The organism is Siccibacter turicensis LMG 23730 (assembly GCF_000463155.2).
Classification (GTDB): domain Bacteria; phylum Pseudomonadota; class Gammaproteobacteria; order Enterobacterales; family Enterobacteriaceae; genus Siccibacter; species Siccibacter turicensis.
In genome coordinates, this window is sequence record NZ_AWFZ01000030.1 from 286,890 (window position 1) to 311,468 (window position 24,579).

Consider the following 24,579-nt stretch of genomic DNA (forward strand, 5'->3'; position numbering starts at 1 on the left):
GCCAGACGAGTCACTTACGTGAAAGAAAACGCTATCCAACCTGCCCGACTGCACTTCAATGATGAGGGTACACCTGTTTCCCGAGATTTCGACGACGTTTACTTTTCTAATGATAATGGACTCGAAGAGACTCGCTACGTTTTTCTTGAAGGAAATCGCCTCCCGCAGCGCTTTGCCAGCCATGCGCGGCCCCTGCTGGTGGTGGCGGAGAGCGGCTTTGGTACCGGACTTAATTTCCTGACCCTCTGGCAGGCGTTTGACGCCTTCGCCCGCGCGCACCCGCAGGCTACGTTACAAAGATTACATTTCATCAGTTTTGAGAAATTCCCGCTCACCCGTGATGACCTGGTCCAGGCGCACACCCGCTGGCCTGAACTGGCGCCGTTCGCCGCCCAGCTTCAGGCCCAGTGGCCGCTGCCTTTCCGGGGCTGCCACCGCCTGCTGCTCGACGGCGGGCGCGTCACGCTCGACCTGTGGTTTGGCGATATCAACCAGTTGACCGATGAGCTGGACGACGCTCTCGACGGCACGGTGGACGCCTGGTTCCTGGATGGCTTTGCGCCAGCGAAAAACCCGGACATGTGGACGCCGAATCTGTTTTCAGCCCTTGCGCGCCTCGCGCATCCTGAGGGCACCCTCGCCACCTTTACCTCCGCCGGGTTCGTGCGCCGCGGCCTGCAGGAAGCCGGGTTTGCTATGCAGAAGCACAAGGGGTTTGGGCGCAAGCGCGAGATGCTGATTGGCCAGCGTGAGGCGTCGCCTTATCCGCCGGCCCGCGCGCCGTGGTATGCCCGGCGGGCGGCCACCGGACGCGATGTCGCGCTGGTCGGTGGTGGCGTCGCCAGCGCGATGCTGGCCCTGGCCCTGCTGCGCCGCGGGTTTCGCGTCACCCTGTGGTGCGCAGATGCTGCCCCGGCCCAGGGCGCGTCCGGTAACCGCCAGGGGGCGCTCTACCCGCTGCTGAGCCAGCACGATCCGGCGCTGGCGCGCTTCTTCCCCGCGGCGTTTACCTTCGCTCGCCGTCTGTATGATGCGCTGCCGGTGAATTTCGATCGCGACTGGTGCGGCGTGACACAGCTTGGCTGGGACGAGAAGTCCCGGCACAAAATCGACCAGATGCTTGAAGCAGGCTTACCGCCGGAGATTGCCCGGGCGGTGAGTGCGGATGAGGTCGAGGCGAGCTGCGGCGTGGTGACCGGCTGCGGGGGAATCAGCTATCCGCTCGGCGGCTGGCTCTGTCCGGCGCAGCTGACCACCGCTGCTATCGCCCTGGCCTGCGAGCAGGGGATGACCGTCCATTACGAACGCGCCCTGCACCGGCTTGAGCGTCAGGCCGACGGCTGGCAATTGCACTTTGCCGACGGAAGCGAGGCCACGCACCCGGTGGTGGTGCTGGCGAACGGGCACCGGCTTAGCGATTTCAGCCAGACCCGCGAGCTGCCGGTCTATGCGGTGGGTGGGCAGGTCAGCCATATTCCCACCGCGCCGGGGCTCAACGCCCTGCGCCAGGTGCTGTGCTATGACGGCTACCTGACGCCGGAAAATCCCCATACCCAGCAGCACTGCATCGGGGCCAGCTATCACCGCGGGCAGCGCGACGTGGGCTACAGCGAGACGGATCAGCAGCATAACCGCCAGCGGCTCATCGACTGCCTGCCCGAAGCGGACTGGGCCCAGGCCGTTGATGTCAGCGCCGGAGAGGCGCGCTGCGGGGTTCGCTGCGCCACCCGGGACCACCTGCCGATGGTGGGCGGCGTGCCGGACTACGACGCTACGCTTGCGGCCTACGCACAGCGTGCCGGCGAGCCGGATGACGCGCCCGAGGCGCCGGTGCATCCGGATCTGTTTATGCTGGGTGCCCTCGGGTCTCGCGGCCTGTGCACCGCCCCGCTAACCGCCGAGGTTCTGGCAGCGCAGATGAGCGGCGAACCGCTGCCGCTGGACGCGTCTACCCTCGCCGCGCTCAATCCGAACCGGCTCTGGGTGCGCAAACTGCGCAAGGGCAGACCGGTAAAATAACCCTTGAGGGCGCCGCACGGCGCCTTTTTTGTACCGGCATACAGGCGGTGACGATATTACGTAAAAGCATGATCCAGATTAATAAAGCCATATAAAGGAAAGGGTTTTTGTGCCGTTAATCAACTCAATTCTTATTAACGCTATGGCATAAAAATGAACCGACTCTCTTTTACGCAAAAAATAATAGCCAGCCTTGCCGCGATACTTCTGTTAATGCTGGTAATGGGTTCCATCTCCCTGTGGTTTCTGAATAACAATAATCGCCAGGCGCAAAACCTGCTCGAAACGCGGATGCCTGCCGTACGCTACACGCTTGAAATGCGTGGCGTTTTATCCGAGCTTCGCCTGCAGCAGGTGCAGATGATTGCCTCCCCTACCCTTGAAGAGCGCCACAAGCATCAGGACGAGTTGCAGCAGGCCATTAATAAGTTTATCAGCGCCCAAAATCACTATCTGGCGCTGTCGGATGAAAAAGCGGGCGACCCGCTGATGCGTACTATTGCCACAACCTTCACCGCGTTTGCCGCTTCGAATAAAGCGGTGCTGCAGGCGCTGGCGGCGGAGAATCTTCAGGAGGCCGGAAAAATCAGCGGGGACAATTCGCGCCAGTACCGCACTAAGCTGATGGCCGATTTAGCGACGCTCGAACAGAATGAAATCGCCCAGGCCGATCGGGAAGTGAAGAGCGTTGACGACAGCGTTCACAGCGCGTTGCTGATTCAGATCGTGCTGGGCGCGCTGGCGCTGGCGCTGTCGGCCACGGTGGCGCTGCTGCTTACCCGCAGCCTGATGCGTCAGCTCGGCGGGGAACCGGCACAGGCGCAGCAGGTAGCCGCCGTCATCGCCGCCGGCGATCTCTCCTACCCGATTACCAGCAAAGGCCAGAACAACCTGATGCACTCCCTGCACATCATGCAGGAGGAGCTGCGCCGGCTGATTGCGGCGATCCGCGCCTCGGCGGAAACGGTGCTCAACCACTCCGGTGAGATTGCCGCTGGCAACCGCGAGCTGTCGGCGCGCACCGAGCAGCAGTCTGCGGCGCTGATTGAAACTGCCGCCAGCATGGAAGAGATCACCTCCACGGTAAAAAACAACGCCGACAACACCCGTCAGGCGAAGGCTATCGCCGGCAGTACCGCCACCAGCGCGGAAGACGGTGGCAAAGTGATGCAGCAGGTCTCCCTGACCATGCAGGATATCGCCGGCAGCGCAGGCCAGATGACCGATATCATTTCGCTGATTGAGGGCATTGCGTTTCAGACCAATATCCTGGCGCTGAACGCCGCGGTAGAAGCCGCGCGGGCGGGCGAACACGGTAAAGGGTTTGCGGTGGTCGCAGGGGAAGTGCGCAGTCTGGCGCACCGCAGCTCGGAAGCGGCGAAGGATATCCGCCAGCTGATTGAGCGCACCACCGGCAAAATGGACGAGGGTTCGCGCCTCGTGAACCAGGCCGGAAAATCGATGCACGAGATTATTATCAATGCCACCCGGGTACGCGACCTGCTGGATGACGTGACGATGGCAACCGAGGAGCAGCAGCGCGGGATTGAGCAGATTAATCAGGCCATTGCCGAACTGGATAAGGTGACGCAGAGCAACGCGTCGATGGTAGAGGAGCTGGCGACCTCAGCGGACGTGATGATTGATCAGGTTAACGTGCTGAATGAGGGAACGCGGGCGTTTCGCCTTCGCCACGCGTGAAACCGTGCCCCCTGCCCTGCGGCAGGGGGACAGGCTTAGCGGAGCGTCGCCTGCTGGAACAGGGTGTCCCACATGCCCAGCACCAGCGCCTGGTCGCGCGGTGAGAGCTCACCGGCGAGAATCGCTTTCTCAAGGCTGGTGGTGACCTGCGCGGAGACGGCTTCCGGCGAGTGGTCTTCGCCGTGTTCCAGTTCCGCTACCGCAAGCGTAAGGTGGCCGCGCAGATAACCGCTGGCAAACAGCTCATCATCGCTGGCGTGCTCCACCATATTGTCAATTAACGCCAGAATGCGTGCTTCAAATTCCGCGATCATCATCTTTCCTCATTCAAATGACATGGCCCCGTTACAGATCCTCGGGCCATGGAAACTGTTCCGCCGTCAGAGGCGGCGTGCGATAAAATGTGCGCAGCGCGGCGATAAAACGCGCCGGGCGTGACGGTATGCCCGCCTCAAGCCAGGCCATAACCTGCGCGTGGACGCGGCGCTGAAACGCAATGCGATCCGGCTCCACGTCGCCTTCGAGATTGTCACAGCTGACGTTAAAGGGGAAACCCGCCGCGACGCAGAACATCCACTCCAGCGCCTGCGGCTTAACCTCAACGTCTTCAAACTGGCCCTGGGTTGCCGCATCGCGTCCGTCCGGGCAGTACCAGTAGCCAAAATCCACCTGTTCGCGGCGCGCGGCACCCGCGATGCACCAGTGGGAAATCTCGTGCATCCCGCTGGCATAGAAGCCGTGGGCGAACACAATCCGGTGATACGGCACCTGCTCATCGGCAGGAAGATAGATCGGTTCGTCGTCGCCTTTAATCAGACGGGTATTAAAATCGTCGGCAAAGCAGCCGTCGAAAATGGCAATCAGATCCTGATAGCGGTGTGTCATTATCCATTCATCCCAAGCCAGTTGAGGATGTCCTGTCCATGGCTGTCATACAATAGTTTGGCGCTCATCACCGCCGAGACGATGACAATCATCGGGCGAATAAGCGCCTGCCCTTTACTGAGCACCAGCCGCGAGCCAAGCCGCGCGCCGCAAAACTGCCCGGCCAGCATCACCAGCCCGGTACCCCAGATGACTTTCCCGCCGATAATAAACAGCAGCAGCCCGCCGAAGTTGGAGGTGGCGTTGAGCACCTTGGCATGGGCGGTGGATTTGGCGAGGTTAAAGCCGCACAGCGAGACGAACGCCAGCGCGTAAAACGACCCGGCGCCCGGCCCGAAGAAGCCGTCGTAGAAGCCGACGCAGCCTCCGGCCACCAGCGCAAACGGCAGACCGTACAGACGACGCTGGCGATCTTCCTCGCCGAGGCGCGGCATCAGCAGGAAATAGAGCCCGATGGCGATCACCAGCACCGGCAGGATCTGGCGCAGCAGCCCGGAATCAACGTGCTGGACCAGCAGCGCCCCGCTGGTAGAGCCGATAAAAGTCATCAGAATATTGAGCTTCTGATCGCTCAGGCTCACCACCTTGCGCCGGATAAAATAGAGCGAGGCGGAAAACGAGCCGCCGCAGGCCTGCAATTTGTTGGTGGCGAGCGCCTGCGCGGGCGACATGCCCGCTGCCAGCAGCGCCGGTACGGTGAGCAGCCCCCCGCCGCCGGCCAGCGCGTCAATAAACCCCGCCAGCACGGCGACGAAAAACAGCGCGGCCAGCATCAGCGGGGAAACCATAAACCACTCCATGTCTGTTCCTTAAAGCAGATGCTTATCAAGCAGCGCCTGGCATGACGGCGGCGGCGGTGGCGGTGTGGATTTGCCCGGTGCTTTGCTGCCCGGCGGCGGTGGCAGGAACCAGCTTTGCAGCTCCGCGCCGCAGCCATCTCCCGGCGGCGGCGGGGCCTGCTCCTGGCACTCCAGGCTGTCTGCCGGACAGCGCAGCCGCACATGCATATGGGCGCGGTGGGCAAACCACGGGCGCACCTTGTTCAGCCAGCCGCGATCCGGCCCCGCATCGAGGCAAAGCTGCTGTTTGATGGCCGGGTTAACGAAGATACGCGTGACCTCGCTGTCTTCGGCGGCGGTCTTAATGAGCGTGCCAATCTCCGGCTTCCACAGCGACGGGATGACCCGCTTGCCGTTGACGGCCACCAGATCGAGCGCCTGCGGCCTGCTCAGCTGGGCGCTGGTCCAGCGCGTCTGAGGCAGTTGCAGAAAGATATCGACGTCCAGCCCCGTCTGGTGGCTGGCATGGCCGCTGCTAAAACGTCCGCCGGCGGCCATGCCCATATCGCCTACCAGCACGGTGCCCAGCCCCTGGCCGCGCACCTGCTGACTGAGGCGCTCGATAAAGCGCACCAGATCGGGATGCCCGAAATAGCGGCGCTGCTCGGTGCGCATCACCTGATAGTTTTCCGACTGGAGCGGCAGCGCCGAGGCGCCCACGATGCAGCCGTTTGAGAAGCTGCCGATGGACTGCGGGCTGCCCGCCACCGGATGGGTGATCTGCTGCCAGGGCGTTGCGGCCTGCGCCGCGCTGCCGGCCAGAAGGGCCAGCAGCAGAGCGAACGTTTTTTTCATGGCGTTACCAACGAGGAAGTGAGGTGACCACATCGCCGTTCTGCGCGCGTTGGCGCAGGAGGTGATCCATCAGCACGATAGCCAGCATGGCTTCCGCAATCGGCACGGCGCGAATACCCACGCAGGGATCGTGACGCCCGCGGGTTACCATCTCCACCTCTTCGCCGCTGCGGTTCAGGGTACGGCCCGGCACCATAATGCTGGAAGTGGGCTTCAGCGCCATGTGGGCGACAATCTGCTGCCCGCTGCTGATGCCGCCGAGGATGCCGCCGGCGTGGTTGCTCTGGAAGCCCGCCTGGGTGATTTCATCGCGGTTTTCGCTGCCGCGCAGGGCAACCACGCCGAAACCTTCGCCGATCTCCACGCCCTTCACGGCGTTAATGCTCATCAACGCATGGGCGATATCGGCATCAAGGCGATCGAACACCGGCTCGCCAAGGCCCGGCGGCACGTGGTCTGCCACCACGGTCACCTTCGCGCCGATGGAGTCACCCGCTTTTTTCAGGCTGCGCATCAGCTCGTCCAGCGCCTCGATTTTATCCGGATCCGGGCAGAAGAACGGGTTCTGCTCTACCTGCTCCCAGTCTTTTATCTCAAGCGGAATGTCGCCCATCTGAGTGAGGCAGCCGCGAATCACCACGCCGAACGTCTGGGCCAGATACTTTTTGGCAATCGCCCCGGCCGCCACGCGCATGGCGGTTTCACGCGCCGATGAGCGCCCGCCGCCGCGGTAGTCGCGCTGGCCATATTTCTGTTCGTAGGTGTAGTCGGCGTGCCCGGGTCGGAACACATCCTTAATGGCGCTGTAGTCCTGGGAGCGCTGATCGGTGTTTTCAATCAGCAGGCCGATACTGGTGCCGGTGGTGACGCCTTCGAAGACGCCGGACAGGATTTTCACCTGGTCGGGTTCGCGACGCTGGGTGGTGTAGCGCGAGGTACCCGGGCGGCGGCGGTCGAGATCGTGCTGCAGATCCGCTTCGGTCAGCGGAATGCCCGGCGGTACGCCATCCACGATGCAGCCCAGCGCCAGACCGTGCGACTCACCGAAGGTGGTCACCCGGAAGAATTGTCCAATACTGTTTCCTGCCATCACGGCCCCGTTGTCGTTGTTGTGTTTTCAAGGAGTAGTGAAGCGGGCCGCGGCCCGCCGGAGTTCTTATTTTAATCTTTGTAGATGCTGAAGTGCTCGCGCGCGGCGATGAGCTGGTCGCGGGTCAGCATAAACACGCCGTCACCGCCGTTATCGAACTCAAGCCAGGTGAACGGCACGTCAGGATACTGCTCCATCATGTGTACCATGCTGTTCCCCACTTCGCACACCAGAATACCGTTTTCGGTCAGGTAGTCCGGGGCACAGGCGAGGATGCGGCGCGCCAGCTTGAGGCCGTCGCTGCCGGCGGCAAGGCCCAGCTCCGGCTCGTGGCGGTACTCGCCCGGCAGGTCGGACATATCGTCCGCGTCCACATACGGCGGGTTGGTGACGATGATGTCGTACTGCACTTTCGGCAGATCCCGGAACAGGTCAGAACGGATCGGCGTGACGTGATTCAGCAGGCCGTGCTCTTCGATATTGTGCTCGGTGACCGCCAGCGCGTCGCTGGAGATGTCCACCGCGTCCACTTCGGCTTCCGGAAAGGCATAGGCGCAGGCAATGGCGATGCAGCCACTGCCGGTACACATGTCCAGAATGTGCTGCGGCGCATGGTCGATAAGCCCCGCGAAGTGGTTGTTGATAAGCTCACCAATCGGCGAACGCGGCACCAGCACGCGCTCGTCAACGTAGAATTCGTGACCGCAGAACCAGGCTTTGTTGGTGAGATAGGCCACCGGAATGCGTTCGTTGACGCGGCGAATCACGCGCTCAACGATGCGGTGCCGTTCGCTGGAGGTCAGGCGCGCGTTGCGCATCTCCTCAGGGATATCCAGCGGCAGCCAGAGCGTAGGCAGCACCAGCTGGACCGCCTCATCCCACGGGTTATCGGTGCCATGGCCATACCAGATACCGGCAGCGCTAAAACGGCTCACCGCCCAGCGCAGCATATCCTGAATGGTGTGCAGCTCATTGACTGCTTCATCGACGAAAATTTTATCCACTGGCCCTCCCCAGGCACGCTCCGCTTTTACTCGGCGGGTAGTTTGCCATGAAGGCCGCGATAAATCAGCACTGGCGGTGGCGTACGGCGGTGAAAAGGCGCGTTTTATTTAGCGCCGACGGCATCGTCAGGTAAACTGCCGGCATGAGCCTGACAGGAAAATGCAAAAATGAAGAAAAAACCATCGCTGAATGAGGAGGATCAGGCGCTGTTCCGTGAGCTGATGCGCGGCACAAGGAAGATCACCCACGATACCATCGTGCATCGCCCTGCCCGTAAAAAGGCCTCAGAGGTGCCGGAAAAAAGGCTGATTCAGGAGCAGGCCGACGCCAGCCACTACTTCTCAGACGAGTTTCAGCCGCTGCTCAACAGCGACGGGCCGACGCGCTACGTGCGGGACGGGGTAAGCCACTTTGAGCTGAAAAAACTGCGCCGGGGCGACTACTCTCCCGAGCTGTTTTTGGATCTGCACGGGCTGACGCAGATGCAGGCCAAGCAGGAGCTGGGCGCGCTAATTGCCGCCTGCCGCCGCGAGCATGTCTACTGCGCCTGCGTGATGCACGGTCACGGCAAACATATTCTGAAGCAGCAAACGCCGCTGTGGCTGGCCCAGCATCCGCACGTGATGGCGTTTCATCAGGCGCCGAAAGAGTACGGCGGTGATGCCGCTGTGCTGGTGCTGATTGAAGTCGAGGAGTGGCAGCCGCCTGAATTGCCGTGATGACGGTAACGCGGCGTTACGCGAGGGTCCGCACCAGCTGAACACGCCTCGCCAGAAACGAAAAGAGCCGCATCAGCGGCTCTTGTTAGCAGGGTTGGGCTACGCGGTTAGATCGCTTTCGCCATTTTCAAATTGCAGGGACTCATCTGCCAGTTAAAGACCCCGGCCTGGCTGTGCGCGTCCAGCGTCACATTGGCGATGGCCGACGTGGTAAACATCGGCGGCGTTTCGCCAGGGCAGAGTTCAGAAACCAGATAGCCGACCAGCGGCAGGTGGGAGATCACCAGCGCGGACTTCACGCCTTCATCTGCCAGCATGTGCAGGTAAGCGCCTACCTGGCTTACATCGCCGCAGGGGGTCAGCTCAGGCAGAACGTCGACTTTCGTCGGCAGGTTCATCACCTCGCTTACCACGCCCAGCGTCTGTTCAGCACGCAGGAAAGGGCTCACCAGAACACGGTCGATATCCACTTTCTGACCTTTTAACCAGGTCGCCATCTGTCGGGACTCGTCGCAGCCACAGTGAGTGAGAGGACGAACCGCATCGCTTGCAGCATCGAGTGCCGCGTCGCCATGACGCATAATAAAAACTTGCATATTGCACCGCTTTTGTTGACCAGAATCGCCGCGCGTTCGCGCACAAAGGGACATTTTTTGTGCGGGAAATTCGGCGGTCGGGCATTGTGCCTTATCCGTACATCAAATGGAACGCTGTTTTTTACCTTAATGCTGTAAGTATAGTCAATTGCCGTTTATTAATTGACCACCCAGCCGAACCCTTCTCAATACCGGAACACCCTTTGTCAGACCGTCTGCGGTTCGTTCGAACCCGCCTGCGGCCAGAATGTCTGCTGCTCCAGGGCCATGCGCAACAATGCCTCGCAGGGTGTAAATCGCTCACCGTGCGTGGTTGCCAGACGTTGCAGAATGGCGACAACTTCACCCGCGCCGAGACTATCCATATAGCGGAACGGGCCGCCCAGGAACGGCGGAAAACCAATACCAAATACCGCGCCGATATCGCCATCGCGCGCTGAGCGGATAACGCCCTCGTCATAGCAGCGTGCCGCTTCATTAAGCATCATCATCACGCAGCGCTGCGCAATCGCTTCAGGCGCAAGGTGCTGCCCCGGCGTGACGCCGATTAAAGGATATATCGCAGGGTCGACCTGCTTCTTGCTTGTACGCCCTTTCGCCGGGTAAAGATAGAAGCCACGGCCATTTTTTCGACCTTTGCGATCGTCCTTAAGGATGGCCGCCACCGCCCCTTCCGGCGCGCTGAATCGGTTCCCGTACGCCTGTTCCAGCACCGGAATAATCTTTGTGCCGACGTCGATACCCACTTCATCCAGCAGCTGAATCGGCCCCACCGGGAAACCAAACCGCAGCAGCGCCTGGTCGATGGCCTCAATACGCTCGCCTTCCATCAGGCAGCGCATGGCTTCGTTAATATAGGGCGCGAGAATACGGTTGACGTAGAAGCCCGGCACGTCGCTCACCACAATCGGTGTTTTGCCCTGCTTCTTCGCCAGCGCGACGGTGGTCGCCACGGTTTCCGGGGTGGTGCCCGCATGTGGAATCACCTCCACCAGCGGCATTTTGTCCACCGGGCTGAAGTAGTGTAATCCCACTACCTGCCCAGGGCGTAGTGCCCCGGCGGCGATATCTGCGATAGGCAATGACGAGGTATTTGAGGCGAAAATCGTGTGCGCTCCGGCGTGCTGCTCCACCTCGGCAACCATCTGCTGCTTGAGGGCCAGATCCTCAAACACCGCTTCGATCACCACGTCGCGCTGCCGGAATCCGCTGTAGTCGGTAGTGCCGGAGATGCGCGCCATATCGCGGGCCCGCTCCTGCGCCGTGATATGGCGGCGGCGCACTTTTTTATCCAGCAGATCCCAGCTGTATTTCAGGGCGTGATTGATGCCTTTTGTGTTGATGTCCTTGATGCGCACCGGTAGGCCGCCTTTCACCGCGGTAACGTAGGCGATGCCGCCACCCATCAACCCACCGCCGAGGATACCGATCTCGCGCAGCGCACCGGGGGACGCGCTACTGCCGTGCTCTTTCTTAAGCTCGGTGGTGGCGAAGAAAATACCGCGCAGCGCAGCCGACTGCGGCGTCATCGCCAGCTCGCCGAACGCCTGCGCCTCGGCCGCCAGGCCGCTCTGCATGCCCTGGGTCAGCCCAATGCGTACCACATCCAGAATGCGGGTGGCCGCCGGATAGTTGCCCTGGGTTTTCGCCAGGGTGCGTTTTTCGACGGTGTTAAACAGCAGGGTGCGCCCCAGCGGCCCGGCCAGCACGCGCTCGCGCATCGGCAAACGGCGCGCGGTGCTGCGCCCCTTCTTCGCCAGCGCCACGGCGGTGTCGAGCAAAATCGACTGCGGCACCACATCATCCACCAGCCCCGCTTTCAGCGCCTGACGCGGACGCAGGCTTTTCGCGGTGAGCATCATCTCCAGCGCGGTGCTGACCCCGACAAGTCGTGGCAGGCGCTGCGTGCCCCCCGAACCGGGCAGCAGCCCGAGCTGCACTTCAGGCAGGCCGAGCTGGGTACGCCGGTCGTCTGTGCAGACCCGGCGGTGACAGGCCAGCGCCAGCTCCAGCCCGCCGCCAAGGCAGGGGCCGTGAATCGCGGCAACCACCGGAATTGTAAGAGCGCGGATATCACCCATGATCTGCTGCCCCTGACGCGCCAGCGCTTCGGCTTCCTGCGCGCTGCGGCATCCGGCGATCATATTGATGTCGGCCCCGGCGATAAAGTTGTCGGGCTTGCCGGAGATAAACACCACGCCCTCCAGCTGCTTATGCGCCAGTATCTGTTTCAGAATGGCGCGCACCTCGGTGGCAAACGCCGCCTTGAGGGTGTTCATCTTCTCCCCCGGCACATCAATGGTCACCACGGCGATGTTGTCCGAACGAATCGTCAGAGAGAATGCGGTTAACTGTTCCATTATTCAGCCTCCAGAACCATCGCCGCACCCAGCCCACCCGCCGCACAGGCGGTAACCAGCCCGAAGCCGCCGCCGCGGCGTTTTAGCTCGTGCAGCGTCTGGGTAATCATGCGCGCGCCGGTCGCGGCAAACGGGTGTCCATAGGCGATAGAGCCGCCGGAGACGTTAAAGATGCTGTCATCCACCTCGCCCGTCGCCTGCGCGCGGCCCAACACCTCGCGGGCGAAGCGATCGCTGGCGAGCATCTTCAGGTTCGATAGCGTTTGTGCCGCAAAGGCTTCGTGCATATCGAACAGCGTAAGATCGGCGAGCGTCAATCCGGCGCGATCCAGCGCCAGCGGCGTCGCCCAGGCCGGCCCGAGCAGCATGTCCTGCCAGACGTCAACGGCGGTAAAGGCGTAGCTGCGCAGATAGCCAAGCGGAACCAGACCCAGCTCGCGGGCGCGGGATTCGGTCATCAGTATCACCGCGGCGGCACCGTCGGTGAGAGGCGTGCTGTTGGCCGCTGTCACCGTGCCGTGCTTGCGGTCAAACGCCGGGCGCAGCTTTGCATAATCCGCGAGGCTCGCAGATTCACGAATGTTGTTGTCCTGACTAAGGGGGTCGCGGTACGGCGGAACGTAAGTGGTCATCACTTCCTGGGCCAGTTTCCCCTCGCGCCATGCCTGAGCCGCCAGCTGGTGCGAGCGATGCGCCAGCGCATCCTGGGCTTCCCGGCTGATGCCGTGGCTTTTCGCCATCTGCTCGGCGGTATCGCCCATGCGCAGGCCGGTGGAGTACTCCGCGACCGCCGGCGGGACCGGAAGCAGATCTTTCAGACGCAGGCGCGAGAACAGCTTCAGGCGCTGCCCCATCGAACGTGCTTTGTTGGCGTCCACCAGGGTGCGCGCCAGGGTTTTGCTGACGCCAATAGGCAGTACCGAGGAGGAGTCCGCCCCGCCGGCAATCCCGGCGCGAATGGTTCCGGCCATCAGGCTTTCCGCCACGTTAGCTACCGCCTGGAAACTGGTGGCGCAGGCGCGGCTCACGCTGTAGGCGTCGGTATGCACGTTCATGCCGGTGCCGAGCACGATTTCCCGCGCAATATTGGGCGCTTCAGGCATCTGCACCACCTGGCCGAACACCAGTTGCTCAATGACCTCCGGCGGGATTTCGCTGCGGGCCAGCAGCTCGCCGACCACCATTTTGCCGAGATCGACGGCGGGAACGCCGTGAAATGCCGTCGCCTGACGGGCGAAAGGCGTGCGTAAACCACTGACGATGGCAATGCGACCACCCTCGCGGGCAACCAGCGGTAATGCCTGACTCATAACGCTCCCCTGTGAAATTTTTTTAATGTAAAAAAGTGGTCTGACCTGATAACAGTTTTAACCAGAAGTTTACATCCAGCCAACCGGGGAAGCAGAAAAGTGAGAGGGATGACACAGTTGCGCCCCGGTAAACGGGGCGCGGAGGGATTAACGCAGGCCGAGCTGGAAGATCATGGTCTCCGCCTGGCAGGCGAAGATGAAATCGATGTCCAGGCGCACGCCGCCGTTTTCGTCGGTGTAGCGCGGAACGATCTGGCACGGCTCGGACTCAACGTCACGCGCCTTCGCGGTCAGCGCGGCCAGCGTCTCGTCGGCTTCAGCGCGGGTAGCAAATACGCGGCTGTAAGAGGCGGTGCAATCGGTGTTATCCATGATGGTACCGACATCGATACAGCAGCAGACCGGAGTTTCATCAGCACTGTTTTTGCTCATCGTGATTTCCTCTGAAGTGGGCACCGGAGTGCATAAACAAACTGCGATCTATTTTACGCCCGGCCCGAAACAGGCTCCAGTCGAGAATGCCCGTATCGCTTTCAAGTGACAGATATCACAATTAAAAATGATCTAACGCAAAAATCGCGTTGGGGTATGAAACAAAGCGGCGGCAATTTTGCCAGACAGATCCCGTTTATAAGATCATACTTGCAAAAACTTATAAACATACTTGCAACATCCTATCTGGTCAGACCTATACTCTCGCCACTGGTCTGATTTCTCAGCAGTACCTCAGACCCTACACTCTCGCGCTCCTGTTACGTCACGTAACATACTTACATAAAAATAATGTATGAGGTCATGGTCATGAGCCAGAAAACCCGGTTTGTGAAATCTGTACTCGCAGTCGCAGTGGCAATCGTTTCGACTAACGTCTGGTCAGCAGGTTTCCAGCTGAACGAATTTTCTTCCTCGGGCCTTGGCCGTGCCTATTCCGGGGAAGGCGCCATTGCAGATGACGCCGGCAACGTAAGCCGCAACCCCGCGCTAATTACGATGTTCGACCGCCCGACGTTCTCCGGCGGCGCGATCTTCGTTGATCCGGACGTTGATATTTCCGGTACCTCGCCAACCGGCGCCAGCCTGGGTGCCGATAACATTGCGCCAACCGCCTGGGTGCCGAATCTCCATTTCGTGGCGCCTATCAACGAACAGTTTGGTTGGGGCGCCTCCGTGACCTCCAACTACGGTCTGGCGACCGAGTTCAACAACAACTACGCCGGCGGGTCGATGGCGGGTAAAACCGACCTCGAAACCCTTAATCTTAACCTGAGCGGTGCCTACCGTCTGAACAACAGCTGGAGCTTCGGCCTCGGTTTCGATGCGGTATACGCCCGGGCGAAGATCGAGCGTTACGCAGGCGATCTGCCGCAGATTATCGCCGGTGGCGTTCCGGCCCTGGTGCAGTCCGGCCAGTTAACGCCTGCGCAGGCGGCTGGCGTGGGTCAGGCCGCAGGTGGCATCGGTGGCGACACCCAGATTGCGCGCCTCAAGGGCGACGAGTGGGGCTTCGGCTGGAACGCGGGTATCCTGTATGAAATCGACAAAGATAACCGCTACGGCTTTACCTATCGCTCAGAAGTGAAAGTAGACTTCGACGGCGACTATAGAAGCTCGCTGCCTGCCGCGATCAACCCTATCAACGCTGCCGCTGGTTTAGGCCTGCCATACGGCACCAACGGCAACACCGTCGATGGCTCCCTGACGCTCAACCTGCCTGAAATGTGGGAAATCTCCGGTTATAACCGCGTAGACCCGCAGTGGGCGGTGCACTACAGCCTGACCTACACCAGCTGGAGCCAGTTCCAGGAGCTGAAGGCCAAAGGCAGCGGCAACCAGACCCTGTTCTATAAAGAAGAAGGTTTCCGCGACGCGTACCGTATCGCGCTGGGTACCACCTACTATATGGATAAGAACTGGACCTTCCGCGGCGGCATCGCGTTTGATGACAGCCCGGTTCCGGCAGATAAACGTTCCATCTCTATTCCGGATCAGGACCGTCTGTGGCTGAGCGCCGGTACCACCTATGCGTTTAACGACAATGCGTCGGTGGACGTGGGCGTCTCCTACATGCACGGCCAGAAAGTGACCATCGAAGAAGGCCCTTACACCTTCAAATCTGAAGGTAAAGCCTGGCTGTACGGTGCAAACTTTAACTACGCGTTCTGATAAGCGCGCAGCATAAAAAAAGGTGAGCTTCGGCTCACCTTTTTTATTGGCTGACTATCCGGGGCGCCGCCCGCGGTTACTCTGAATCGATATCTTTTAAGTCGCCTTCGATCGCCTGCGCGTTCGGGTTCTCGTTCGGCTGGAGCTTACCGCCGCTGGCGATAAAGTCGTGGCGCTGGAAATAGGCTTCACGCACCAGAATATACGGGTCGGAGGACTGACGCAGCAGACCGTCGGAGTCCAGCAGCTGGGCGCGGGTTTCCAGCCCCTCTACCGTCCATTTGCCCACCGACAGTGGCCAGGTCAACCAGGAGAGCACCGGATAGAGCGTATCCGCCATATCGCCGCCATCTTCACGCAGGGTAAAGCTGCCGTAGAACGGAAGCTGCACGTAAGGGCCGTAACCGACGCCGTAGTGGCCGAGGGTGCTGCCGAAGCGGTGCGGCTCAACGCGCTGCAGTTTCGGGTTCGCCATGCCTGCGACATCAATGAAGCCGCCCATCCCCAACAAGGTGTTCAGGAAGAAACGGGTGAAGTGCACCATCCCCTGATACGGGTCGCCGCGCAGGAAGTAGTTGACCATGGAGGCCGGCTCTTCGAGGTTGCTGGTGAAGTTGCTCAGGCCGTTGCGCGCCGGCTGCGGCACGTAGTCGCGCCAGGCGACGGCGACAGGACGCACCACGTATGGATCAAGCACATCGTAGTTGAAGCTGTACATCGTGCGGTTGAACCCTTCGAGGGGGTCTGAACGTCCCTGGTTATCCGGCGAGCTGGCACAGCCGATAAGCAGCGTGCTGGCAAGCGCAAGCCCGGTCAGGCGAAATTTCATAGCGGTCTCCCTGTAAATGATAACTATCGCTTCAGGCCAGAGAGCGTCGGCTCTTGCCTGACAGACCAGGCGGGCGCGTGGGCGCGAAAGAGATGAATGCGCGTAAGCGATAGCGGATATAACCCGGAGGCGTTGTTATTAGCACCATTGACACTGCGTGCCGTCCGCGGCGTATAACCCCGGCTATCTGATTCATGAGCAAGGTTTTTCCGCCGCTGGCGTGACGTGATTTTAACAGCCAGTTCACGATTGTCTATCCCGGTTTCGGCTCTCGGGCCTGGGGAAAACAGCACGTCCGCGGCGTTCGCTTTGCCTGAGGGCGATTATCGGCCCTGTTGCGAACTCTATTGAGCATAGCCGCAGTTTGTTGCAATGCCGCACCACCCGGCGCACGACAACAAGAAAATTGTCTGAATTGCCCCGCAAATCCGCGCCTTATGGCCGCGACGCGCTACGCTTATTTCGGAGCAATTCGCAAACCGGGGAACAGCATGGACAAACTCACAGAAGATAAAATCGATAATTCCAGCGACGAACTGGAAGTAGAGAGTCAGGAAAAAGAGAGCGGGGAAGAGATTGAAGTGGATGAGGAGCGTCTCCCCTCGCGGGCGATGGCCATCCACGAGCATATTCGTCAGGACGGCGAAAAAGAGATGGAGCGCGACGCCATGGCGCTGCTCTGGTCTGCCATTGCCGCCGGGCTGTCGATGGGCGCATCGCTGCTGGCAAAGGGGCTGTTTCACGTCAACCTCGAAGGGGTGCCGGGCAGCTTTCTGATTGAGAACCTCGGTTACACCTTCGGGTTTATCATCGTCATCATGGCACGTCAGCAGCTGTTTACCGAAAACACCGTGACCGCGGTACTGCCGGTAATGCAGAACCCGACCGGGGCCAACATGCTGCTGCTGGGACGGCTATGGGGCGTGGTGCTGCTGGGTAACCTGATTGGTACCGCTATCGCCGCCTGGGCATTCGAGTACATGCCCATCTTCGACGAACCCACCCGTGACGCGTTTGTGAAGATCGGTATGGACGTGATGGAAAACACACCGCTGGAGATGTTCGCCAACGCCATCATCTCCGGGTGGATTATCGCCACCATGGTGTGGATGTTCCCTTCCGCCGGTGCGGCGAAAATCTGGGTAATCATTCTGATGACCTGGCTTATTGCCCTGGCCGACACCACCCACATCGTAGTGGGTGCGGTGGAGATCTTCTATCTGGTGTTTAACGGCAATCTGCACTGGAGCGAGTTTATCTGGCCGTTCGCCCTGCCGACGCTGGCTGGTAACATCTGCGGCGGTACCTTTATTTTCGCTCTGCTGAGCCATGCGCAGATCCGCAACGACATGATCAACGCGCGTAAGGCCGAGGCAAAAGCGAAGGAGAAAGAGGCGCGCAAACGCCGCGAGCAGGCCGGGAGCGGCGAATAAATAATTGCCCATTCTGGCGATGCTTTGAGCAAACGGGCCGCGTTGCGCTTAACGCGTAGTGAAAAAAAGGTATACTAGCGGCCGCGTTGTCCCCTTAGTTAAATGGATATAACGAGCCCCTCCTAAGGGCTAGTTGCAGGTTCGATTCCTGCAGGGGACACATATCAGCACCCTTCCCTATAGTTATCTTTTCCCTCTCTTCCTCATCTCTCCGACACGCAGCCCAGCCTCGTCCGGAATCCCCCGAATTCGCCCGCTCAATACTGAAACGCCGCCAAAGCGCGTTATAGTTACCGTTAAACGAGACAGCGGCAGGAAGCGAGAAATGATTGTAAACAGTCGGGTTTATCGGCCTGGACAGGCGGCGCGGACCATTGATATCGATGACATCAGCGACGCGGTACAGGAGCCGGATGCCTTTATCTGGCTGGGGCTATGGCAGCCCGATGAGCCCTTTATGCAGAAGATTCAGCAGGAGTTCGGCCTGCATGAGCTGGCGATTGAGGATGCCCTCACCGCCCACCAGCGTCCAAAAATCGAGCAGTACGGCGAATCAACCTTTATCGTGGTGAAAACCGCGTGGATGGATGACAACAACAATATCGAATTCGGCGAAACCCACCTGTTTGTCGGGAAAAACTTCCTGATCAGCGTCCGGCACGGTGCGTCGGAGAGCTACGCCCCTATTCGTACCCGCGCCGAAGAGCGCCCGGAGATGCTGGAGCACGGCGCGGGGTACGCGCTCTACTGCCTGCTCGACTTCATCGTCGATAACTATCTGGAGATCACCGCCTCGCTGTCTATCCGCATCAACGAACTGGAGGGCAATATGTTCTGCAGCGAGTTCGATCGGAATGAAGTGCAGAACGTCTATACCCTACGGCGCCATCTACTGTCGCTGCGCAATGCCGCCCTGCCGGTGGATGAGATCTGTAATCAGCTGATCCGGCTGCACGAGGACATTATCCCGAAAGCGCTGCGCCCTTACCTGCGCGACGTGCAGGACCACGCCCACCATGTGGTGATGGACACCGAAGACATGCGCGAGATGCTGACCAGCGCGATGCACGTCAACCTGGCGCTGGTGACGGTGCAGCAAAACGAAGTGGTGAAAAAGCTGGCGGGCTGGGGGGCGATCCTGGTCGTGCCGACGGTGGTGTTCAGCATGTACGGCATGAACTTCGAGAATATGCCGGAGCTGAACTCCGCATATGGCTATCCATTGGCAATCGGCGGGACGTTCGCGGTGTGCTGGCTGCTGTACTGGAAGCTCAAACGCTCGGGCTGGCTGTAATCACTTTGCGCGCGTTTTCATGCACTTAACCATCACGATATAGCCACGCTAAGTCCCTTATTTCTGGCGCTATTTACGCCCGGTGCGTTACCACATCGGGTGAAAAAATATTTTTGATTGTCCCGCCCCGCCGCCGCTTGTTAACCCCAAAATAAAGGATTACATTAGCGTCCGCAGGCGGGTTCGTTCGCCGCAGAATGTCGGCGAAGCGGCCGGTCGTGATGGGGGATTTATCCCAAATTTTCTCGACGGCGGTTTTGCCTCTCTATACTGGTTCCTTGCGTGACTAATTTATGCATGCTTATGCATGCGGAGCGATGTAACGTGAAATATTTCTTTATGGGCGTATCGGTGATCGTTCTGCTTTGGGCCGGTACTTTCGCCCTGATGATCTGAGCACCCCATTAAAAAAGGAGCCTGTCGGCTCCTTTCTTCATTATTACGCTGTACCTTCCGGCTGCCCGCCGCTCTCTTTCGTCAGTAATCCATCCGCGCGAAACATCGCTTTGATGCCTCTTATCGCCTGGCGTATACGGTCCCGGTTCTCAATCAGCGCAAAGCGCACGTGGGTATCTCCGTAGTCGCCAAAACCGATGCCCGGCGACACGCACACCTTTGCATCCTGAAGCAGCTTCTTGGCAAACTCCAGCGAACCCATAGCGGCATAGGCCTCGGGGATTTTCGCCCACACGTACATGGAGGCTTTCGGGCACTCCACCATCCAGCCCGCTTCATGCAGCCCTTTCACCAGCACGTCGCGGCGGCGTTTGTACTGCTCGGCGATATCGCGCACGCACTGCTGGTCGCCTTCCAGCGCGGCGATGGCCGCAACCTGTAACGGCGTGAAGGTGCCGTAATCGTGATAGCTCTTGATTCGCGCCAGGGCGCTGACCAGCTGCTGGTTGCCCACCATAAAGCCGATGCGCCAACCCGCCATGTTGTAGCTTTTCGACAGGGTAAAGAACTCTACCGCCACGTCACGCGCGCCGGGGACTTCCATGATCGACGGCGCTTTCCAGCCGTCGTAGACGATATCGGCGTAGGCCAGGTCATGCACCACCAGCACGTCGTAGCGTTTGGCGAGGGCCACCACTTTTTCGAAGAACTCCAGCTCCACGCACTGCGAGGTCGGATTAGACGGGAAACCGAGGATCATCATTTTCGGCTTCGGGTAGCTCTCGCGGATTGCCCGCTCCAGCTCGTTAAAGAAATCGACCCCTTCCACCAGCGGTACGGAACGGACCTGGGCGCCGGCAATCACGGCACCGTAAATGTGGATCGGGTAGCTTGGGTTCGGCACCAGCACGGTGTCGCCGTGGTCGAGCGTGGCGAGCATCAGGTGCGCCAGCCCCTCTTTCGAGCCGATGGTAACAATCGCTTCGCTTTCCGGGTCGATATCCACCTGATAGCGGTCTTTGTACCAGCGCGAAATGGCGCGGCGCAGGCGGGGAATGCCGCGCGAGGTGGAGTAGCCGTGGGTATCGGGGCGCTGCGCTACGGTGCAGAGCTTTTCGACGATGTGCGGCGGCGTCGCGCCGTCAGGGTTACCCATGCTGAAATCGATAATATCTTCGCCGCGCCGACGCGCCGCCATTTTCAGTTCAGAGGTGATATTAAAAACATAGGGGGGAAGACGATCGATACGCGAAAAACGACGGATGTGACTGGAGTCAGCCATGATTTCCTCTCAGATTACGTAAGCGCCCGGACCGTCCGAGCGACGTGACCACTGACGTGGCCTGTAGAGAAAATAGCCTGAAAAATTTTCTGCTGTCGAGAGGAAAACAGAAATATTTTTCACTGAGGTTAAAAGGGGAACGCTTTTTCCGGGAAAATAATAAGCGGAAATTTGCGCTGTTTGCCTGCAACCGCGGGCTAACATTCCCGCTACCCGAGGTCATGACACAGGCCGCTGAAGACCTGGCGTCGTCGCCGGGAGATGTTACAGCCTGCAAAACCCCTTTTTAAAAAAAGGTTTTCCGGGTTAGGCCTGCACGCCCGATGCCGGGAACCAACATGCGCAGCGCTGGTCATTCCCGGCCAGGTTTTCTATCATGCCTCTTTCGCCGTCTGCTCTGGATACCCCGTGCACGAAATTTTTGACATGCTGCTGGCCGTGTTCGACCGCGCCGCGCTGATGCTTATCTGCCTGTTTTTCCTGATCCGTATTCGCCTGTTCCGCGAGCTGCTGCATAAAAATGCGCATACGCCGAAGGAGCTGTTGGCCGTCACCGCCATCTTCTCGATGTTCGCACTGTTCAGCACCTGGTCCGGGGTCCACGTCGAAGGCTCGCTGGTGAACGTGCGTATCATCGCGGTGATGGCGGGCGGCATTCTGTTTGGCCCCTGGGTCGGGGCGATTACCGGGGTTATTGCCGGGGTGCATCGCTACCTGATTGATATCGGCGGCATTACCTCGATTCCCTGCCTGATTACCAGCATCACCGCCGGTTTCATCGCCGGGTGGATCCACGTCAAAGTGCCTAAAGCGCAGCGCTGGCGCGCCGGGATCCTCGGCGGGATGCTGTGCGAAACCCTGACCATGATCCTGGTGGTGGCCTGGGCACCGTCCGTGTCGCTGGGGCTGGATATCGTGTCGAAAATCGGCATTCCGATGATCCTCGGCACCGTGTCGATCGGTTTTATCGTGCTGCTGGTGCAGAGCGTCGAGGGCGAAAAAGAGGCAATCGCCGCGCGGCAGGCGAAACTGGCTCTCGACATCGCCAACAAAACCCTGCCGCTGTTCCGCAAAGTGAATACCGCGTCGCTGCGCCAGGTGTGCGACATCATCCGCCGCGATATTAACGCCGACGCCGTTGCCATCACCAATAACGAGCGGGTGCTGGCCTACGTGGGCGTTGGCGAAGCGAACTACCGGCAGGGCAACGACTCCCTGAGTCCCACCACCGTGCAGGCGATCCGCTACGGGAAAATCATCATCAAGAATAACGACGAGGCGCACCGCACGCCGGAGATCCACTCGATGATTGTGATCCCGCTGTGGGAAAAAGGGGAAGTCACCGGCACGCTGAAGATTTACTACTGCCATGCGCACCAGATCACCTCCTCGCTACAGGAGATGGCGGTGGGGCTGTCGCAGATTATCTCCACCCAGCTGGAGGTGTCGCGCGCCGAGCAGCTGCGCGAGATGGCAAACAAGGCGGAACTGCGGGCGCTGCAGAGCAAAATCAATCCGCATTTCCTGTTTAACGCCCTGAACGCAATCTCCTCTTCAATACGCCTGAATCCGGACACCGCGCGCCAGCTGATTTACAACCTGTCGCGCTACCTGCGCTACAACATCGAGCTAAAAGATGACGAGCAGATCGACATCAAGCGCGAGCTGTACCAGATCAAAGACTACATCGCTATCGAGCAGGCGCGCTTCGGCGATAAGCTGACGGTGATCTATGACATCGATGAAGAGGTAAGTTGCCTGGTGCCGAGCCTGCTGATTCAGCCGCTGGTGGAGAACGCCATCGTGCACGGTATACAGCCGCGCAAGGGTAAAGGCGTGGTCACGATAAGCGTGGCCGAGGTGGGTAACCGGGTTCGGATTGCGGTGCGCGATACCGGACACGGCATCGACCCGCAGGTGATTGAGCGCGTGGAGGCCAACGAGATGCCGGGCAATAAAATTGGCCTGCTCAACGTGCATCACCGCGTCAAGCTGCTGTATGGCGAAGGGCTGCATATCCGTCGCCTGGAGCCGGGCACCGAGATAGCGTTTTACGTTCCGAATACCGCCCCACCGCAGCAGACGCCCGCCCCATGGCCCGAGGAGAGAGCATGAAAGTCATCATCGTCGAAGATGAAGTGCTGGCTCAGCAGGAGCTGAGCTGGCTGATTAAGACCCACAGCCAGATGGAGATCGTCGGGGTTTTTGAAGACGGGCTGGACGTGCTGAAATTTTTGCAGCACAACAAGGTGGACGCCATCTTCCTGGATATCAATATTCCCTCTCTCGACGGGGTGCTGCTGGCGCAAAACATCAGCCAGTTCGCGCATAAACCCTTCATCGTGTTTATCACCGCCTGGAAGGAACATGCGGTGGAAGCCTTCGAGCTGGAGGCGTTCGACTACATCCTCAAACCCTACCAGGAGTCGCGCATCATCACGATGCTGCAAAAGCTGGAGGCCGCGGCGCAACAGCAGCATCAGCCCCAGAGCGCCGCGCCGGTAAACCGTGAAAGCGCCACCATCAATTTGATCAAAGATGAGCGCATTATCGTTACCGATATCAACGACATCTACTACGCCGAAGCGCATGAGAAGATGACCTTCGTGTATACGCGTAAAGAAGCCTATGTGATGCCGATGAACATCACCGAGTTTTGCAGCCGGCTGCCCGAGGCGCACTTCTTCCGCTGCCACCGCTCGTACTGTGTGAACCTGAGTAAAATCCGCGAGATCGAACCCTGGTTCAACAACACCTATATTCTCCGCCTGCGCGACCTGGAGTTTCAGGTGCCGGTCAGCCGCAGCAAAGTGAAAGAGTTTCGCCAGCTGATGCGCCTGTAGCGCGCAATAAAAAAGGCGCCCGTCGGCGCCCTTTTTGTTTACGGCCTGGTGCTTACAGAATCTGCCCCAGCGTCTGACGCAGATGCGCGCCGGCGCCCAGCAGCCCCGGGTTCTCATGCACAATCAGATAGACCGGGATGTCCTGCACGTAGCTGCGGAAGCGCCCTTTGTCTTCGAACCCGCCGCGGAAACCCGACGAGGTAAAGAAGTCGAGGAAGCGCGGCACAATGCCACCCGCGATGTAGACGCCGCCAAAGGTGCCAAGGTTCAGCGCCAGGTTACCGCCGAAGCGTCCCATGATGACGCAGAACAGCGACAGCGCGCGGCGGCAGTCGATGCAGCTATCCGCCAGGGCGCGGGTGGTGATCTCTTTCGGCTGCAGGTTTTCCGGCAGGCGTCCGTCAGACTTAACGATCGCGCGGTAGAGGTTCACCAGCCCAGGGCCTGACAGCACGCGCTCGGCAGAAACGTGGCCCAGCTCGGCGCGCAGCTCTTCGAGGATAATGCCCTCTTCTTCGCTGTTCGGGGCGAAATCCACGTGGCCGCCCTCGCCCGGCAGGCTCACCCAGCGCTGAGCAACATGCACCAGATGCGCGACGCCCAGCCCAGTGCCGGCGCCGTAAACGGCAATCGGTTTGCCTTCGACAGGCTCCGTCCCGCCAAACTGGATCAGGTGATCGCGGTTCAGCATCGGGATGGCCATTGAGACGGCGGTGAAGTCGTTGATGATTTCGAGATGGTCAAAGCCAAGGTTGGCTTTCATTTCGGCAATGGAGAATGCCCAGGTGTGATTGGTCATCGCTACCCAGTCACCGGTGATGGGGCAGGCAATGGCGATACAGCCATCGGTCACCACCACGTTTTGCTCGGCGAGGTAAACGCGTACCACCGCTTCCAGAGACGGGTAATCCAGCCCGGACCAGGTCTTCTCGTGTGAAATTTCCCCGGTCGCGACATCACAAAGCGCCAGACGGGCGTTGGTCCCACCCACATCACCCACCAAAGCATATTTTGTCATTA

General features: G+C 59.9%; 23 protein-coding genes and 1 tRNA gene. 11 read left to right on the forward strand and 13 right to left on the reverse strand.

The window, feature by feature from the left end; translation table 11 throughout:
- Positions 1-18: 18 nt before the first annotated feature.
- Positions 19-2,019, forward strand: coding sequence for a bifunctional tRNA (5-methylaminomethyl-2-thiouridine)(34)-methyltransferase MnmC2/FAD-dependent 5-carboxymethylaminomethyl-2-thiouridine(34) oxidoreductase MnmC1 (gene mnmC, locus DW58_RS10920; protein WP_024562625.1), 2,001 nt, complete (start codon positions 19-21; stop codon positions 2,017-2,019).
- A gap of 153 nt (positions 2,020-2,172) precedes the next feature.
- Entirely contained in the window at positions 2,173-3,720 is a 1,548-nt protein-coding gene (locus tag DW58_RS10925; protein WP_024547969.1) for a methyl-accepting chemotaxis protein, read from the forward strand.
- A gap of 35 nt (positions 3,721-3,755) precedes the next feature.
- Here DW58_RS10925 and DW58_RS10930 read toward each other — a convergent pair whose 3' ends face one another.
- From DW58_RS10930 to prmB, 6 genes are all read right to left on the reverse strand, one after another.
- Positions 3,756-4,034 (reverse strand): YfcL family protein, encoded by a 279-nt coding sequence (locus DW58_RS10930; RefSeq protein WP_024547968.1) that lies wholly within the window; start codon positions 4,032-4,034, stop codon positions 3,756-3,758.
- 31 nt (positions 4,035-4,065) lie between these two features.
- A complete protein-coding gene (locus DW58_RS10935; RefSeq protein ID WP_024547967.1) occupies positions 4,066-4,605 on the reverse strand; it encodes an elongation factor P hydroxylase in 540 nt (179 codons plus the stop codon).
- On the reverse strand, positions 4,605-5,405 hold the full coding sequence (locus tag DW58_RS10940) for a sulfite exporter TauE/SafE family protein (RefSeq protein WP_024547966.1): 801 nt from the start codon (positions 5,403-5,405) through the stop codon (positions 4,605-4,607). Before DW58_RS10940 ends, DW58_RS10935 begins: the two co-directional genes overlap by 1 nt.
- A gap of 9 nt (positions 5,406-5,414) precedes the next feature.
- The gene (mepA, locus tag DW58_RS10945) at positions 5,415-6,239 is read right to left on the reverse strand and encodes a penicillin-insensitive murein endopeptidase (protein ID WP_024547965.1); all 825 of its coding nucleotides are present in this window, start codon (positions 6,237-6,239) and stop codon (positions 5,415-5,417) included.
- A gap of 4 nt (positions 6,240-6,243) precedes the next feature.
- A complete protein-coding gene (gene aroC / locus DW58_RS10950) occupies positions 6,244-7,329 on the reverse strand; it encodes a chorismate synthase (protein ID WP_024547964.1) in 1,086 nt (361 codons plus the stop codon).
- 71 nt (positions 7,330-7,400) lie between these two features.
- Positions 7,401-8,333, reverse strand: a complete 933-nt coding sequence (prmB, locus tag DW58_RS10955) for a 50S ribosomal protein L3 N(5)-glutamine methyltransferase (RefSeq protein WP_024547963.1) — start codon at positions 8,331-8,333, stop codon at positions 7,401-7,403.
- A 168-nt stretch (positions 8,334-8,501) separates the two neighbouring features.
- Between prmB and smrB the strand changes: the two genes are divergently transcribed.
- Positions 8,502-9,053 (forward strand): endonuclease SmrB, encoded by a 552-nt coding sequence (gene smrB, locus DW58_RS10960; RefSeq protein ID WP_024547962.1) that lies wholly within the window; start codon positions 8,502-8,504, stop codon positions 9,051-9,053.
- A 107-nt stretch (positions 9,054-9,160) separates the two neighbouring features.
- Here smrB and sixA read toward each other — a convergent pair whose 3' ends face one another.
- The 4 genes from sixA to DW58_RS10980 form a co-directional block, all read right to left on the reverse strand.
- The gene (gene sixA, locus DW58_RS10965; protein WP_024547961.1) at positions 9,161-9,649 is read right to left on the reverse strand and encodes a phosphohistidine phosphatase SixA; all 489 of its coding nucleotides are present in this window, start codon (positions 9,647-9,649) and stop codon (positions 9,161-9,163) included.
- Positions 9,650-9,855: 206 nt separating this feature from the next.
- A complete protein-coding gene (gene fadJ, locus DW58_RS10970) occupies positions 9,856-12,009 on the reverse strand; it encodes a fatty acid oxidation complex subunit alpha FadJ (RefSeq protein ID WP_024547960.1) in 2,154 nt (717 codons plus the stop codon).
- A complete protein-coding gene (gene fadI, locus DW58_RS10975; protein ID WP_024547959.1) occupies positions 12,009-13,319 on the reverse strand; it encodes an acetyl-CoA C-acyltransferase FadI in 1,311 nt (436 codons plus the stop codon). The genes fadJ and fadI overlap by 1 nt, the downstream gene beginning before the upstream one ends.
- A gap of 147 nt (positions 13,320-13,466) precedes the next feature.
- On the reverse strand, positions 13,467-13,751 hold the full coding sequence (locus DW58_RS10980) for a YfcZ/YiiS family protein (protein WP_024547958.1): 285 nt from the start codon (positions 13,749-13,751) through the stop codon (positions 13,467-13,469).
- A gap of 369 nt (positions 13,752-14,120) precedes the next feature.
- Here DW58_RS10980 and fadL point away from each other — a divergent pair, with 369 nt between their 5' ends.
- On the forward strand, positions 14,121-15,482 hold the full coding sequence (gene fadL / locus DW58_RS10985) for a long-chain fatty acid transporter FadL (protein WP_035885542.1): 1,362 nt from the start codon (positions 14,121-14,123) through the stop codon (positions 15,480-15,482).
- A gap of 76 nt (positions 15,483-15,558) precedes the next feature.
- Here fadL and mlaA read toward each other — a convergent pair whose 3' ends face one another.
- Positions 15,559-16,311 (reverse strand): phospholipid-binding lipoprotein MlaA, encoded by a 753-nt coding sequence (gene mlaA, locus DW58_RS10990; RefSeq protein ID WP_024547956.1) that lies wholly within the window; start codon positions 16,309-16,311, stop codon positions 15,559-15,561.
- 491 nt (positions 16,312-16,802) lie between these two features.
- Here mlaA and DW58_RS10995 point away from each other — a divergent pair, with 491 nt between their 5' ends.
- The 4 genes from DW58_RS10995 to ypdK all read left to right on the forward strand — a co-directional run bounded on the left by DW58_RS10995 (position 16,803) and on the right by ypdK (position 19,434).
- Positions 16,803-17,744 carry a formate/nitrite transporter family protein gene (locus tag DW58_RS10995; RefSeq protein ID WP_024547955.1) on the forward strand — a complete coding sequence of 314 codons (942 nt, stop codon included), beginning with the start codon at positions 16,803-16,805 and terminating at the stop codon, positions 17,742-17,744.
- A gap of 88 nt (positions 17,745-17,832) precedes the next feature.
- Positions 17,833-17,904, forward strand: a tRNA-Arg gene (locus DW58_RS11000).
- A gap of 165 nt (positions 17,905-18,069) precedes the next feature.
- The gene (gene corA, locus DW58_RS11005) at positions 18,070-19,038 is read left to right on the forward strand and encodes a magnesium/cobalt transporter CorA (RefSeq protein ID WP_024547954.1); all 969 of its coding nucleotides are present in this window, start codon (positions 18,070-18,072) and stop codon (positions 19,036-19,038) included.
- Positions 19,039-19,377: 339 nt separating this feature from the next.
- Positions 19,378-19,434, forward strand: coding sequence for a membrane protein YpdK (ypdK, locus tag DW58_RS21580; protein WP_390901340.1), 57 nt, complete (start codon positions 19,378-19,380; stop codon positions 19,432-19,434).
- 43 nt (positions 19,435-19,477) lie between these two features.
- Here ypdK and alaC read toward each other — a convergent pair whose 3' ends face one another.
- Positions 19,478-20,716 carry an alanine transaminase gene (gene alaC, locus DW58_RS11010; protein WP_024562561.1) on the reverse strand — a complete coding sequence of 413 codons (1,239 nt, stop codon included), beginning with the start codon at positions 20,714-20,716 and terminating at the stop codon, positions 19,478-19,480.
- A 44-nt stretch (positions 20,717-20,760) separates the two neighbouring features.
- Here alaC and DW58_RS20925 point away from each other — a divergent pair, with 44 nt between their 5' ends.
- From DW58_RS20925 to DW58_RS11020, 3 genes are all read left to right on the forward strand, one after another.
- Complete coding sequence (locus DW58_RS20925) at positions 20,761-21,006, forward strand: hypothetical protein (RefSeq protein ID WP_152525654.1); 246 nt, start codon at positions 20,761-20,763, stop codon at positions 21,004-21,006.
- Between the two features lie 118 nt (positions 21,007-21,124).
- Positions 21,125-22,831, forward strand: coding sequence for a sensor histidine kinase (locus DW58_RS11015; RefSeq protein WP_024550054.1), 1,707 nt, complete (start codon positions 21,125-21,127; stop codon positions 22,829-22,831).
- Positions 22,828-23,559 (forward strand): LytR/AlgR family response regulator transcription factor, encoded by a 732-nt coding sequence (locus DW58_RS11020; RefSeq protein ID WP_024550053.1) that lies wholly within the window; start codon positions 22,828-22,830, stop codon positions 23,557-23,559. The genes DW58_RS11015 and DW58_RS11020 overlap by 4 nt, the downstream gene beginning before the upstream one ends.
- Before the next feature lie 52 nt (positions 23,560-23,611).
- Here DW58_RS11020 and glk read toward each other — a convergent pair whose 3' ends face one another.
- The gene (gene glk, locus DW58_RS11025; RefSeq protein ID WP_024550052.1) at positions 23,612-24,577 is read right to left on the reverse strand and encodes a glucokinase; all 966 of its coding nucleotides are present in this window, start codon (positions 24,575-24,577) and stop codon (positions 23,612-23,614) included.
- Positions 24,578-24,579: the final 2 nt, after the last annotated feature.

Bases quoted from the DNA above. Each gene is read 5' to 3' on its own strand.
- DW58_RS10925 (WP_024547969.1), top strand. From the start codon at position 2,173: ATGAACCGACTCTCTTTTACGCAAAAAATAATAGCCAGCCTTGCCGCG.
- DW58_RS10930 (WP_024547968.1), bottom strand. From the start codon at position 4,034: ATGATCGCGGAATTTGAAGCACGCATTCTGGCGTTAATTGACAATATG.
- DW58_RS10935 (WP_024547967.1), bottom strand. From the start codon at position 4,605: ATGACACACCGCTATCAGGATCTGATTGCCATTTTCGACGGCTGCTTT.
- DW58_RS10940 (WP_024547966.1), bottom strand. From the start codon at position 5,405: ATGGAGTGGTTTATGGTTTCCCCGCTGATGCTGGCCGCGCTGTTTTTC.
- mepA (WP_024547965.1), bottom strand. From the start codon at position 6,239: ATGAAAAAAACGTTCGCTCTGCTGCTGGCCCTTCTGGCCGGCAGCGCG.
- aroC (WP_024547964.1), bottom strand. From the start codon at position 7,329: ATGGCAGGAAACAGTATTGGACAATTCTTCCGGGTGACCACCTTCGGT.
- smrB (WP_024547962.1), top strand. From the start codon at position 8,502: ATGAAGAAAAAACCATCGCTGAATGAGGAGGATCAGGCGCTGTTCCGT.
- sixA (WP_024547961.1), bottom strand. From the start codon at position 9,649: ATGCAAGTTTTTATTATGCGTCATGGCGACGCGGCACTCGATGCTGCA.
- fadJ (WP_024547960.1), bottom strand. From the start codon at position 12,009: ATGGAACAGTTAACCGCATTCTCTCTGACGATTCGTTCGGACAACATC.
- fadI (WP_024547959.1), bottom strand. From the start codon at position 13,319: ATGAGTCAGGCATTACCGCTGGTTGCCCGCGAGGGTGGTCGCATTGCC.
- DW58_RS10980 (WP_024547958.1), bottom strand. From the start codon at position 13,751: ATGAGCAAAAACAGTGCTGATGAAACTCCGGTCTGCTGCTGTATCGAT.
- fadL (WP_035885542.1), top strand. From the start codon at position 14,121: ATGAGCCAGAAAACCCGGTTTGTGAAATCTGTACTCGCAGTCGCAGTG.
- mlaA (WP_024547956.1), bottom strand. From the start codon at position 16,311: ATGAAATTTCGCCTGACCGGGCTTGCGCTTGCCAGCACGCTGCTTATC.
- DW58_RS10995 (WP_024547955.1), top strand. From the start codon at position 16,803: ATGGACAAACTCACAGAAGATAAAATCGATAATTCCAGCGACGAACTG.
- corA (WP_024547954.1), top strand. From the start codon at position 18,070: ATGATTGTAAACAGTCGGGTTTATCGGCCTGGACAGGCGGCGCGGACC.
- alaC (WP_024562561.1), bottom strand. From the start codon at position 20,716: ATGGCTGACTCCAGTCACATCCGTCGTTTTTCGCGTATCGATCGTCTT.
- DW58_RS11020 (WP_024550053.1), top strand. From the start codon at position 22,828: ATGAAAGTCATCATCGTCGAAGATGAAGTGCTGGCTCAGCAGGAGCTG.
- glk (WP_024550052.1), bottom strand. From the start codon at position 24,577: ATGACAAAATATGCTTTGGTGGGTGATGTGGGTGGGACCAACGCCCGT.